Annotated in this window: 11 protein-coding genes; 7 read left to right on the top strand and 4 right to left on the bottom strand. The window is 45.7% G+C overall.

The genetic code is table 11. From position 1 onward, the window contains the following. Nucleotides 1-4: 4 nt before the first annotated feature. The 3 genes from MHN00_RS17845 to MHN00_RS17835 all read right to left on the bottom strand — a co-directional run bounded on the left by MHN00_RS17845 (nucleotide 5) and on the right by MHN00_RS17835 (nucleotide 2390). On the bottom strand, nucleotides 5-328 hold the full coding sequence (locus MHN00_RS17845) for a DUF3392 family protein (protein ID WP_014947959.1): 324 nt from the start codon (nucleotides 326-328) through the stop codon (nucleotides 5-7). A 64-nt stretch (nucleotides 329-392) separates the two neighbouring features. Further along, entirely contained in the window at nucleotides 393-1331 is a 939-nt protein-coding gene (locus tag MHN00_RS17840) for a sugar phosphate isomerase/epimerase (protein WP_075177571.1), read from the bottom strand. Between the two features lie 54 nt (nucleotides 1332-1385). Continuing rightward, the gene (locus MHN00_RS17835; RefSeq protein ID WP_039234725.1) at nucleotides 1386-2390 is read right to left on the bottom strand and encodes a LacI family DNA-binding transcriptional regulator; all 1005 of its coding nucleotides are present in this window, start codon (nucleotides 2388-2390) and stop codon (nucleotides 1386-1388) included. Between the two features lie 376 nt (nucleotides 2391-2766). Here MHN00_RS17835 and MHN00_RS17830 point away from each other — a divergent pair, with 376 nt between their 5' ends. The 7 genes from MHN00_RS17830 to MHN00_RS17800 all read left to right on the top strand — a co-directional run bounded on the left by MHN00_RS17830 (nucleotide 2767) and on the right by MHN00_RS17800 (nucleotide 10371). Continuing rightward, nucleotides 2767-3921, top strand: coding sequence for a Gfo/Idh/MocA family oxidoreductase (locus MHN00_RS17830; RefSeq protein ID WP_239301990.1), 1155 nt, complete (start codon nucleotides 2767-2769; stop codon nucleotides 3919-3921). Nucleotides 3922-3957: 36 nt separating this feature from the next. After that, entirely contained in the window at nucleotides 3958-5025 is a 1068-nt protein-coding gene (locus tag MHN00_RS17825; protein WP_014997052.1) for a sugar phosphate isomerase/epimerase, read from the top strand. Nucleotides 5026-5051: 26 nt separating this feature from the next. Beyond that, on the top strand, nucleotides 5052-6269 hold the full coding sequence (locus tag MHN00_RS17820) for a nucleoside permease (protein WP_020745223.1): 1218 nt from the start codon (nucleotides 5052-5054) through the stop codon (nucleotides 6267-6269). Then, on the top strand, nucleotides 6262-7191 hold the full coding sequence (locus tag MHN00_RS17815; RefSeq protein ID WP_015066065.1) for a TIM barrel protein: 930 nt from the start codon (nucleotides 6262-6264) through the stop codon (nucleotides 7189-7191). Before MHN00_RS17820 ends, MHN00_RS17815 begins: the two co-directional genes overlap by 8 nt. A 44-nt stretch (nucleotides 7192-7235) precedes the next feature. Then, complete coding sequence (locus MHN00_RS17810; RefSeq protein WP_075177569.1) at nucleotides 7236-8921, top strand: GMC family oxidoreductase; 1686 nt, start codon at nucleotides 7236-7238, stop codon at nucleotides 8919-8921. Then, complete coding sequence (locus tag MHN00_RS17805) at nucleotides 8921-9538, top strand: gluconate 2-dehydrogenase subunit 3 family protein (RefSeq protein WP_039225776.1); 618 nt, start codon at nucleotides 8921-8923, stop codon at nucleotides 9536-9538. Before MHN00_RS17810 ends, MHN00_RS17805 begins: the two co-directional genes overlap by 1 nt. 65 nt (nucleotides 9539-9603) lie before the next feature. Continuing rightward, nucleotides 9604-10371: a DUF1080 domain-containing protein gene (locus MHN00_RS17800; protein WP_075177568.1), complete on the top strand. Its 768-nt coding sequence runs from the start codon at nucleotides 9604-9606 to the stop codon at nucleotides 10369-10371. On the opposite strand, the gene MHN00_RS17795 is transcribed toward MHN00_RS17800, so the two are convergent. After that, nucleotides 10368-11516, bottom strand: a complete 1149-nt coding sequence (locus tag MHN00_RS17795; protein ID WP_239301989.1) for an iron-containing alcohol dehydrogenase — start codon at nucleotides 11514-11516, stop codon at nucleotides 10368-10370. The two genes, MHN00_RS17800 and MHN00_RS17795, sit on opposite strands and share 4 nt — an antisense overlap. Nucleotides 11517-12056: the final 540 nt, after the last annotated feature.

Genomic DNA, 12056 nt, shown 5'->3' with positions numbered 1-12056 from the left:
AGAACTAAATATACCTACGTCTCTCCGCCAAAAAACCAATCAATAGAAATGATGCCACATAGCCTGCGCCTTGGTACTGCCAGGGCAAGTAGGCTAGGGTGTGTTTTAGGAATGGTGCGCCGTACAAGGTTAGTGCGCCATAGCCGAAGGCACACAGCACTACAAACAAACTAACGCGAATGGTGAAATGGTAAGGTGCCAGTATGCGTTTCACATGGCCGTTAATCAGGTCGCCGTACACCACTAGAATAGTGGCCATAAGCATAATGCTCATTTCGGTGTAATAGGGGCTTAGGGCGCGAGAAAGGGCACTGAAAAGTTCACTCATAAAATTACTACTATTATGACGTTTTTACTGTGTGCCCATTATAACCACGGTAAGGTCAAAAGCGTTAGCTAACGCCTTTATTAAGTGCGCTTACTGCTTTAAAGCCTTGCTCAATAGTGGCAATGCGGTCGGTGGTTTGATCGCGCTCTACAAATTTATGTTCAATACCGGCTAACTTGCCGTGCGCGAATATCTCTTTAAAGTTAATGGTGCCTGTGCCCACATCAGCAAAACTGCCGTCTTCAGCCAAATCTTTTACATGCCAAAGTTTAAAGCGGCCTGGGTACTGCTTAAAGTAATCAATGGGATTTTTACCTGCTTTTACCGTCCAGTATAAATCCAGTTCCATGGCAACAAGGTCTGGGTCGGTCTGAGTTATAAGCACGTCTAATGGTGTCTTACCGTCGCGTACTTCAAATTCAAAATCGTGGTTGTGGTAGGCAAGAGTAATACCTTCCTTCTTACAGGCTTCACCAATGGTATTTAGCTTATCGGCAAGGGCTTGGTATGGCGCAATGCCCGTACCACGTTGGGCTTCGCTAAGCCAAGGAACTACCAAGTACTTGTGACCAACGGTTTGTGCGTCATCTAAAATTTGTGACAGGTTAGTATCGAACGCGTCTAACTGAATATGAGCCGAAGGCGCAGTAAGGCCATTGTCATCAAGCAGTTGCTTAATTTCCTTTGCGCTATGGTCAAAGTAGCCTGCAAATTCCATTTCCGAATAACCAACATCTGCAACCAGTTTCAGTGTAGCCGGCACACTTACTTTCATAATATCTCTAAGCGTGTAAAGCTGCAGACCAACAGCACTTTTGTGCATGCCCTTCATCATAGCTCCTTTATCACTACCATGCCCGTGCGCCAAAACAGCAGGAGCGCTCATAGCCGCCAGTAAACCAGATGAATATTTAATGAACTGTCGTCTTGAAACGCCAGAGCCAATATTACTGGCCGCGTCTAAAATTGCTGTCTTACTTAAGTTTGTTTTACTTAAATTCACTGCTTGCTCCTTTTCTGTAGTGGTACATTGGTGATGACGCATTGCTATCATCAATTAACCCAAAGCTTTGCCCGTGCTCTCTCGCACAATAAGTTCAAACGGCATAATAACTTTGGGGGCCTTGCGAATTTTTCCGTTAAGAAGGTCCACCAGTAGCGTAACCGCCGTTCTACCAAATTCTTCTGCAGGTTGGGCAATAGTGGTTAGCGGTGGGTCGACAAATGCTGAAAACGCAATGTCATCGAAACCTGCCACCGATATGTCATTAGGAACATGTAGGTTGGCTTGCTTGAAGGCTTGCATGGCACCAATAGCCGTTTCGTCGTTCTCACAAAATACGGCGGTGGGTCTATTTTCAAGGTGACTAATGGTTTCCCCTGCGTTGTATCCGGCCTGTAATGTAAAATCCCCCGGGAACAACAAGCTCTCATCAAAGGCAATATTGGCTTGCGCTAATGCGTCTTTATATCCAACCAAGCGTTCTTGGGTAAGCGGACTTGAATTAGGTCCTTTGATCATGGCTATACGGGTATGACCTAATGAAATTAAGTGCTCGGTCATTGCTTTGGCTGCAGCACGGTTGTCTAACGACACAACAGGATATTGGCCATCGTCAATCACCTCACAGGCATTCACCATGGGAAGCAGGCCATTGTCGTTGATCATCGTGGCATCAAATGGGTTGTGCGCACGTAACTGTATAAGCCCATCAGCCTGAGAAGTGCTTACCATCTTGGCATAATGGCTTTCTATTTCACTATTACCAAGCGTATTGGCAAGTAAAATGGAATAGCCCAGTTCGGCTGCCGCTTCCTGCATACCGCTAATAACACGGGCAAAAAATACGTTCGCTACTGTGGGCACCAATACTACTAAATTGTGCGTTTTTCCCGAGCGAAACTTTACCGCCATTAAGTTAGGTTTATATCCAACTGCTTGAACAGCGGCCATTACCTTATTGCGCGTTTTGGGAGAAACACGCTCTGGTTGTTGTAATGTTCTTGATACGGTAGCGACCGACACGCCGGCACTATCTGCTACATCTCTAATATTTGCCATGTACGTTGTTGTTGTTTGTTAATTCACTCGCGCATTGTAAACCTAACCCAGTAGAGGTGTGGTCTATACGATGGTAGCGAATTCAAAATTTACGCGAAATTAATATGTAACCGTTTTCATTTTAAGCAAAAGAATACGCACTTTCATTAAAACGTCAAAGGTTATTTGTAGGATTTATGTAAATTTGAGCTAGTGTTATGTTCAAATTTGGTGCAGGAATAGGCGGTTAAAGGTAGTAAAGCCCCGGTATTACCTTGCCATTTGTAAACTTTAGATTAATAAAATGCTGTTTTTTGTATTGACCATTAAAATGTAACGGGTTACATTTTGTGGCATTAGTAACACCAATAGTGCGTTTGCACTCAGAGGAATTTCAATGCAACCAATTCGAATGGGAATGATCGGAGGCGGGGAAGGCGCGTTTATCGGTGCCGTGCATCGTCATGCCGCAGGGTTAGATGGGAACTACCAGTTGGTGTGTGGCGCATTTAGCCGCAACGAAGAAAATAATACGCGTACTGCTGCTGCATTGAACGTATCAACATCGCGTACATACGATAGCTGGCAGTCAATGTTAGAAGAAGAAGCCAAACTACCTGAGCAGCAGCGCATGCAGGTTGTGGTTATCGTAACGCCTAATCATCTTCACGTACCTATTTCACTTGCCGCAATTAAGGCGGGCTTTCATGTTTTCTGTGAAAAACCAGCAGGCGTTAGTTTTGCAGAAGTAAAAGAGCTTCAAGATGTTATTCACGCCAGTGAATCGCTATACGGCTTGGCTCATACCTACCTTGGTTATCCTATGGTTTGGCAAGCACGTCATCTCGTTGAAAGCGGTAAGCTGGGCAAAATTCGAAAAGTGTATGTTGAGTATCCGCAAGGCTGGTTGTCTGGCGAAGAAGAAACGCACAATAAGCAAGCGCAGTGGCGTACCGATCCAGCAATTTCTGGGGCAACGGGCGCAATGGGCGACATCGGCACTCATGCCTTTGGACTTGTTGAGTTTGTATTAAACGATAGTGTTACCTCGTTATGTGGCGAGTTAAACACCCATGTTGAAGGACGTCGTTTAGATGACGACGGCGCCGCGCTTATTAAAACTAAAAAGGGCGCATCGGGTGTGCTGATTGCTTCGCAGGTATGTGCTGGTGAAGAAAACGCGTTGAAGATCCGCGTCTACGGTGACAAGGGCGGTTTAGAGTGGCGTCAAATGGAACCAAACTCCGTTATCTATCGCCCTGTTGATGCCCCTTATCAAGTGTACAGAGCCGGCCAAGGTCAAGTAGGGTTATGTGATGCTGCATCTGCACGTTGTCGCGTTCCAGCTGGCCACCCAGAGGGCTACCTAGAAGCAATGGCAAACCTGTATACCGATTTTGCTAAAGCGGTACGCGCGAATCAAAAAGGCAAAGCTGATGGCGTTCCAGGAATAAATTCAGGTATACGCGGAATGGTATTTATAGATGCCATGCTTGCCAGTACTGACAGCGACACCAAATGGGAGTCGGTCAGTCAGGAAGGAACGCAGTAATGCAATTAAAACATACAATGAAAAAGGTGAGCGTTTATGGCTACTAATCAACAACCTATAAAAGGGCCGGCTATTTTCCTTGCTCAGTTCATGGGAAAAGAAGCGCCGTTCGATACGCTTGAAAATATGGCGAAGTGGGCAGCGTCGCTTGGTTACAAGGGAATACAGGTGCCTACTGATCCTAGCTTGTTTGATTTAGAAAAAGCAGCCGAGAGCCAAGAGTACTGCGACAACATTGCTAAAATTTGTAAAGACGCAGGGGTAGAAATCACTGAGCTTTCTACGCACTTACAAGGTCAGCTAGTGGCGGTTCACCCCGCTTACGACGAGTTATTCGATAACTTTGCGCCGGCACACTTACACGGCAAGCCACAAGAGCGAACCGAATGGGCAATTAATCAGCTCAAATGTGCGGCTATTGCCAGTAAGCGCTTGGGATTGAAAGCTCACGCTACCTTTTCTGGTGCACTAATGTGGCACTTGGTTTACCCGTGGCCTCAGCGTCCTGCTGGCTTGGTTGAGCAAGGCTTTGCTGAATTAGCCAAGCGTTGGAAACCCATTCTCGATGCATTCGACGATGCGGGTGTTGACGTATGCTACGAAATTCACCCTGGGGAAGACCTGCACGATGGCGCTTCGTTCGAACAGTTTTTAAAAGCTGTAGATAACCACCCACGAGCAAATATTCTTTTCGATCCAAGTCACTTTGTTTTACAGCAGCTTGACTACCTTGACTTCATTGACCGCTACCACAGCCGGATCAAAATGTTTCACGTCAAAGACGCCGAGTTCAATCCGAACGGTAGAAACGGTGTGTACGGCGGCTATCAAGACTGGCAAGACCGCGCAGGACGTTTTCGTTCCCTTGGCGACGGCCAAGTCGACTTCAAAGGTATTTTCAGCAAGCTTACCCAGTATGGCTTCACAGGTTGGGCAGTACTAGAGTGGGAATGCTGCTTAAAAGACAGTGCGCAAGGCGCGGCAGAAGGCGCACCGTTTATCGCTTCACACATTATCGAGCCAAGCAAATATGCGTTTGACGACTTTGCTGGTGGAGACGTAAGCGAAGCGAAGAATAATCGTATTTTAGGCCTTGAGCGCTAAGCGCCATCAATAGGATAACAATAACTATGATAACCCTACGCCTTAGTTTGATGATGTTCCTCCAGTTCTTCATTTGGGGAGGCTGGTTTGTAACATTAGGCACGTATCTATCGAATACCCTGTCTGCCAATGGTGGGCAAATTGGCATGGCCTTCTCAACCCAAAGTTGGGGCGCCATCATTGCCCCCTTTATTGTGGGCCTTATTGCTGACCGGTTCTTTAATGCAGAAAAGATCCTCGGATTACTACACATTGTTGGCGCCGTGCTTATGTACTGTATGTACCAAGCGAATGATTTTGCCAGCTTTTACCCTTATGTGTTGGCATACATGATTGCATACATGCCTACGCTTGCATTGGTTAACTCAGTGTCATTCGGACAAATGGTCGACCCGTCAAAAGAGTTCGGAAAAGTTCGTGTGTGGGGCACTATCGGCTGGATTGTGGCAGGCCTTATGATTAGCTATGTCTTCTCATGGGATTCTGCACAGTCTATTGCCGATGGTATGCTCAAAAACACGTTCTTATTGTGCAGCGTTGCCTCGCTAATGTTGGGCGTATTCAGTTTTACACTGCCAAACACGCCACCTCAATCTAGCGGTAAAGCGGTAACTATTCGCGACATTCTTGGCTTGGACGCGTTGGCACTGTTAAAAGACAAAAACTTCTTTGTATTCTTTCTTTCATCTGTACTTATTTGTATTCCGCTGGCGTTTTACTATCAGAATGCAAACCCTTTCCTTACTGAAATAGGCGTTGAAAATGCAACGGGCAAAATGACACTAGGTCAAGTTTCCGAAGTGTTGTTCATGTTGGCTCTGCCAGTATTTTTGAACCGTTTCGGTATTAAAGCCACGTTGGTGATAGGTATGGCGGCGTGGGTAGTACGTTATGCACTGTTCGCATTCGGAAACGCTGACGAAGGTTTGTTCATGCTTATTGTTGGTATTGCACTGCACGGTATTTGTTACGACTTCTTCTTTGTATCAGGGCAAATCTATACCAATGCAAAGGCGGGAGAAAACGTAAAAAGTGCAGCGCAGGGGCTAATTACCTTAGCGACATATGGGGTAGGTATGCTGGTGGGCTTTGCAGTGGCAGGCGCAATTACCGACACCTACACGATGGAAACCGGTGCGCATAGTTGGCAGCAGGTCTGGTTATTCCCAGCAGGGTTTGCCGCGGTTGTGTTAGTGCTATTCGCCATTCTGTTCAGAAAGGAAAAGGTGAACGCAGATGCATAACATTACCCGCAGAAAATTACTTCAAAGTATGGCTATGACAGGGGCAGGCATTGCCGGAACAGGGTTAGCAGCAGCTGGTTTAGCCACTGCGATGCCTGCTATAGCGAGTACAAACGGCACGAAAGGTAGCAACACCATGAATACGCCGCTTAAAGGAAATGTAAATCATTCGGTAAGCCGATGGACCTACGGCGATTTAAGCATTGAAGAGTTGTGCCAAACCGTTAAGCAATTAGGATTTGGAGCCATTGACTTGGTAGGCCCTGAAGATTGGCCTGTGCTAAAGCAGTACGGCATCGACTCTTCTATGTGTAACGGCGCCGAGATAAGTCTTGAAGACGGCTTCATTCACAGTGAGCTCCACGACGAACTAGAAGCGCGTTATATAAAGCACATCGATTTGGTCGCTGATGCAGGTTATACAAACCTTATCTGCTTTAGCGGCAATGCCCGAGGCATGTCACGAGAAGATGGACTGGAAAATGCGGTTAAAGGGTTAAAACGCATTTTACCTCATGCTGAAAAACGCAACGTAGTGATTTTCATGGAGCTGTTTAACAGCAAAGTCGACCACCCTGATTACATGGCCGACAATTCTGCATGGGCGATAGAACTTTGCAAACGCCTAGGTTCTAAGCACTTCTCACTGCTTTACGATATCTACCACATGCAAATTAATGAGGGAGATATCATCCGAACTATTCGAGATAACTATCAGTACTTTGGCCATTACCATACGGCCGGCGTACCTGGGCGTCACGAAATAGATGCTTCACAAGAACTCAATTACGAAGCAATTGCTAAAGCCATTGTCGAGACCGGATTTAAAGGCTACTTAGCACAAGAGTTTATACCCACACCGAAAACCAAAGCCAACAGAATAGCGTCGCTACAACAAGCGATCCATATCTGTGATGTGTAACGTGCGAACAGGCACAGCGACGAATTAAGTTTTAAGGACGTGTTATGGCGAGTAACGAATATGATGCAATAGTTATTGGATCTGGTATCAGTGGCGGTTGGGCTGCTAAGGAGCTAACTGAGAAGGGCCTAAAAGTGCTCATGTTAGAACGTGGCCAAAATATCGAGCACATTAAAGATTATAAAAATGCGCACAAAGAAGATTGGGATTTTCCTCACCGAGACTTGCCTACTCAAGCAATGAAAGTGGATTATCCCGTGCTTAAGCGCGACTACCCGCTAAATGAAAAAACGTACGGTATGTGGGCAAATGAAAAAGAAAACCCTTATACCGAAGACAAGCGCTTCGACTGGTACAGAGGTTACCACGTAGGTGGACGCTCACTGTTGTGGGGACGCCAAAGCTACCGTTTGAACAAAGAAGATTTCGAAGCCAATGCTAAAGAAGGCATTGCAGTCGACTGGCCTATTCGCTACGACGATTTGGCACCATGGTATGACTACGTAGAAAAATTCGCGGGTATCAGTGGTAATCGCGATGGCTTAGATGTATTGCCTGATGGTGTATACCAGCCACCAATGCCAATGAACATTGTAGAGGAAAGTGTCGCGGCGCGGGTGAAAAAGGCCTATGAAGGCGCGCGGCACATGGTGCATGGCCGCACTTCAAACATGACACAAAGCAAGCCCGAAGAAGGACGTGTTCATTGCCAATACCGCAATAAGTGCTGGTTGGGTTGTCCTTTCGGTGGCTACTTCAGTACACAAGCATCTACGCTTCCAGCTGCGGTTAAAACAGGTAACTTAACCCTTCGACCTTTTTCGATAGTAAAAGAGATCTTGTTCGACAAAGACAAGAAACGCGCGACTGGCGTTGAAATTATCGATGCTGAAACCAACGAGACCTATGTATTTAAAAGCAAGATCATCTTTGTAAATGCGTCAGCACTTAACTCGGCGTGGGTACTGATGAACTCTGCCACAGACGTATGGGACGGTGGCTTAGGAAGCAGCAGCGGCGAGTTGGGTCACAACGTTATGGATCACCACTTTAGAGTAGGTGCTTCGGCAGACGTAGAAGGCTTTGACGACAAATATACCTACGGTCGCAGACCGAGTGGCTTCTATGTGCCAAGGTTTAGAAACTGGGGAAGTGATAAGCGAGATTACTTGCGTGGATTTGGTTATCAAGGCGGTGCAAGCCGTTCAGGTTGGAGCAAAGACATAGCGGAACTTGGTATAGGTGCTGGGCTTAAAGATGCGATAACCGAGCCAGGTCCTTGGACAATAGGCATGACAGCCTTCGGTGAAATTCTTCCGTATCACGAAAACAAAGTGTACTTGAATAAAAAAGTCACCGACAAATGGGGCTTACCAGTACTCGCAATGGATGTAGAGATTAAAGAAAACGAGCTTAAGATGCGTAAGGACATGCAGCAAGACGCTATTGAGATGTTTGAAGCGGCTGGCCTTAAAAATGTTCAAGGCTGGGATGCAGACTACGCACCTGGTATGGGCATTCATGAAATGGGTACGGCGCGTATGGGAAGAGATCCTAAAAGCTCTGTGCTTAACGCGCATAACCAAGTATGGGATGCACCGAACGTATTCGTGACCGATGGTGCGGCAATGACATCGGCCAGCTGTGTTAACCCTTCACTGACCTATATGGCATTAACGGCAAGAGCCGCAGACTTTGCCGTAGAAGAGTTAAAGCGAGGAAATCTATAATGGAACGCAGAGAACTACTTAAACTCATCGCAACTGCTACAGGCACAGCATTGTTCGCAGGTAATGTACTTGCCTACACAGATGTGCCCGCTGTACCGCTTAGCGACACATTATTTAATGAAAAAGATGTGGCCTTGCTGAATGAAATGGGTGAGGTGATCATTCCTCAAACTGACACGCCTGGAGCAAAAGCGGCCAACGTTGGCGCGACAATGGCTGTGTTGATAACCGATTGCTACACACCTTTGCTTCAGAAAACCTTTCTTGATGGCATTAAGAAAATATCTTCGTTAAGTCAAAGTCGTTTCAACAAGCAATTTGTTCAGCTTACCAAGCAAGAACGAGAGGCTTTATTTAACGACCTGGATGTAGAAGCGAAAGCGGCGAATCTTGCTAACGGTGTTTATCAAGGTGTTGAAACAGGAAAGCCAAGTCAGTGGGAGCCAGGCACCGATGAGCCAACCCCTCACTACTTTACGTTATTAAAACAGCTAACACTTTATTGCTTTTTCACGTCTCAAGTTGGCGCGACTAAAGTACTTCGATATGTGGCTATTCCTGGACGTTACGACGGTGCATTCCCTTATAAAAAGGGCGACAAAGCGTGGGCAACCTAAGCCTGCGCTATCGAGCTGCCAAACACAACACAGTTATACAACGGATAAAACAAGGTGCTGACACTATGAATAAAACACTCGTCGCTTCAACTGTGGCTTTACTTATGCCACTCTCTGCATGCGCAACGACAGATGCAGATACTGAGAAAAGCGAATCGCGGTTAACCCGCGAACAACAGGCCGCTAAAACAGAAGTTTGGGAACCTGTTCCTGAAGTGGTTTCTTTTGATAAGGCAGGCGTGCCCTCTGATGCCATCTCTTTAATTGGTGATGACCTATCTAACTGGACTTCAGTAAAGGAAGGTGATGCTAAGTGGACGCTGGAAAACGGTGTTCTAACAGTGAAGCCGGGAACAGGCGATATCAAAACGAAAGCAGAGTTCTGTGATGTTCAGTTGCACGTAGAGTGGAAAGCGCCACAGCCAGAAGCAGGTATGGAAGGACAACAGCGCAATAACAGTGGTATCTTCCTGCAGCAGCGATATGAAATTCAAGTCTTAGACTCATATCAGAATAAGACCTATCCCAATGGACAAGCGGCAAGCGTATATAAGCAAACTATTCCTTTAGTCAACGCTATGAAGGCGCCTGGCGAATGGCAAACTTACGACATCATATATAAAGCGCCTACCTTTAACGGTGAAGCGCTAGCAACGAAAGGTTATGTTACGGTAATACATAACGGCGTAGTGGTTCAGAATCATACTGAAATTCAAGGGACAACAGAATGGATCGGTGCACCTAAGTACAAAGCTCACGGATGCGCACCGCTTCAATTACAAGATCACGGCAACTTAGTAAGCTTTAAGAATATGTGGGTAAGACCACTTTAAAAAGCTAGCCGATAGATATCTTCAATCTCTTCAATACTCAATTGCTTGGGATTATTGCGAAGAAGGCGAGTTACTTTACTCGCCTCTTCTGCTAACTCCCCTACACAAGAAGGTGGAATATTAAAGTGGGTGAGTGAAGCGGGAATGCCTACGTCGCGACACAGTTTTTCTATAGCAACTAATAACAGTTTAATTGCTTCCTCTTTTGAGTGGTGGCGCTCACATACCTTTAAAAGCTTAGCCACACAATAAAGTTTGTCTTGGCAGAACGGCGCATTTACTTTCAATACATGAGGTAGCATTACCGCGTTACTCATGCCATGTGACAGATGAAACCGTCCCCCTAGTGGATAAGCTAAGGCATGTACTGCCCCCACGCCCGCGTTTCCAAACGCAAGACCGGCCATTAAACTGCCGGTGGCCATATCTTCACGTGCTGATAAGTTCTCACCGTTATTATAAGCGTGAAGTAATGAATTAAAGATAAGCTTCAGTGCTTTCTCTGCTAATGCGTCGGTAATTGGGCTGGCATTTACACTTATATAAGCTTCAAGCGCGTGAACGAATGCGTCTATACCGCTCGCTGCTGTAATGGACGGGGGGCAGGTTTTTGTCATTTCAGGTGCAACGATCGCAACATCGGGTAGAAGGCAGGGACTAACAATTCCTTTTTTCATCTGTGCTATCGGATCTGACAAGATAGCAATATTGGTAACTTCTGAACCTGTACCGGCAGTAGTGGGAATAACAATAAGAGGCAAACGCCGTTTTGAAAGCGTATTTTCACCGAAGAGTTCACTGAGGGAGCCAGTATGATCGTATGTAGCTGCAAGTACTTTTGCACTATCAATAGCGCTACCTCCACCAAGAGCAATAATTCCGTCTACTTGCTTCTCACGAAGTATCGCTAACTTATCTTCTATGATATTCACTTTAGGCTCAGGTGGAATGTCATCAATAATAAGTAAGGGTGAAGAGGGTAATAGTGTGAGTAGTTGATCAAGAAGACCAGATGAAGAAACGCCCTTGTCAGTAACGATGGCACATTCCTTTATGGGTAATCTCGCCATTTCATCCGTGAGGGCTTTAATAGCGCCAAGACCCGTTATGAGTTTTCCAGCGGTTTTAAATTCAGAAACCTTCATGCAAACCCCTCAATAATCCACGTACACGTTCAAATACTGTTCTATTAATTTATAGTACACAGCGTGACTTACCAATTAACTAACCTTATAGATCGTGAAAAGCGCGGTGAATTAGTGGTTTTTATGAACGTATTGCGCATTGTTTATGCAAACGATCGAAAAATAAGGATTTTTTTAAAATACTTGTTGACGTGAGCGTTCATTTCCCTAAAATGCGCATCCGCTTCGGGGGAAAAGCAAAACAGCAAGCATCCTGAAGTAAGTCTCTACTACCTTTATAGGCCAGTAAAGACGGGAGTTTAGAAGAAACGCTTCAGAAAATAAATTTTCAGAAAGTGTTGACAACGAAAACTTCCAGCGTATAATGCGCACCTCACTCGAACAGGGTGAGTCACTAAGAAGCAGCGGCTTCAAGTGAATGTTCTTTAAAAATTTAGACAAGACAATCTGTGTGGGCACTCGTTAAGAGTGTCACAACGACGATTCATATTTCGATATATTTAATTGAAGAGTTTGATCATGGCTCAGATTGAACGCTGG

It is taken from the genome of Alteromonas sp. Cnat2-8 (assembly GCF_022348355.1).
GTDB lineage: Bacteria > Pseudomonadota > Gammaproteobacteria > Enterobacterales > Alteromonadaceae > Alteromonas > Alteromonas macleodii.
Note: the sequence above shows the minus strand (reverse complement) of the source record. Positions and strands in the feature narration are given on the sequence as shown.

Bases quoted from the DNA above. Each gene is read 5' to 3' on its own strand.
- MHN00_RS17845 (WP_014947959.1), bottom strand. From the start codon at position 328: ATGAGTGAACTTTTCAGTGCCCTTTCTCGCGCCCTAAGCCCCTATTAC.
- MHN00_RS17835 (WP_039234725.1), bottom strand. From the start codon at position 2,390: ATGGCAAATATTAGAGATGTAGCAGATAGTGCCGGCGTGTCGGTCGCT.
- MHN00_RS17830 (WP_239301990.1), top strand. From the start codon at position 2,767: ATGCAACCAATTCGAATGGGAATGATCGGAGGCGGGGAAGGCGCGTTT.
- MHN00_RS17825 (WP_014997052.1), top strand. From the start codon at position 3,958: ATGGCTACTAATCAACAACCTATAAAAGGGCCGGCTATTTTCCTTGCT.
- MHN00_RS17820 (WP_020745223.1), top strand. From the start codon at position 5,052: ATGATAACCCTACGCCTTAGTTTGATGATGTTCCTCCAGTTCTTCATT.
- MHN00_RS17815 (WP_015066065.1), top strand. From the start codon at position 6,262: ATGCATAACATTACCCGCAGAAAATTACTTCAAAGTATGGCTATGACA.
- MHN00_RS17810 (WP_075177569.1), top strand. From the start codon at position 7,236: ATGGCGAGTAACGAATATGATGCAATAGTTATTGGATCTGGTATCAGT.
- MHN00_RS17805 (WP_039225776.1), top strand. From the start codon at position 8,921: ATGGAACGCAGAGAACTACTTAAACTCATCGCAACTGCTACAGGCACA.
- MHN00_RS17800 (WP_075177568.1), top strand. From the start codon at position 9,604: ATGAATAAAACACTCGTCGCTTCAACTGTGGCTTTACTTATGCCACTC.
- MHN00_RS17795 (WP_239301989.1), bottom strand. From the start codon at position 11,516: ATGAAGGTTTCTGAATTTAAAACCGCTGGAAAACTCATAACGGGTCTT.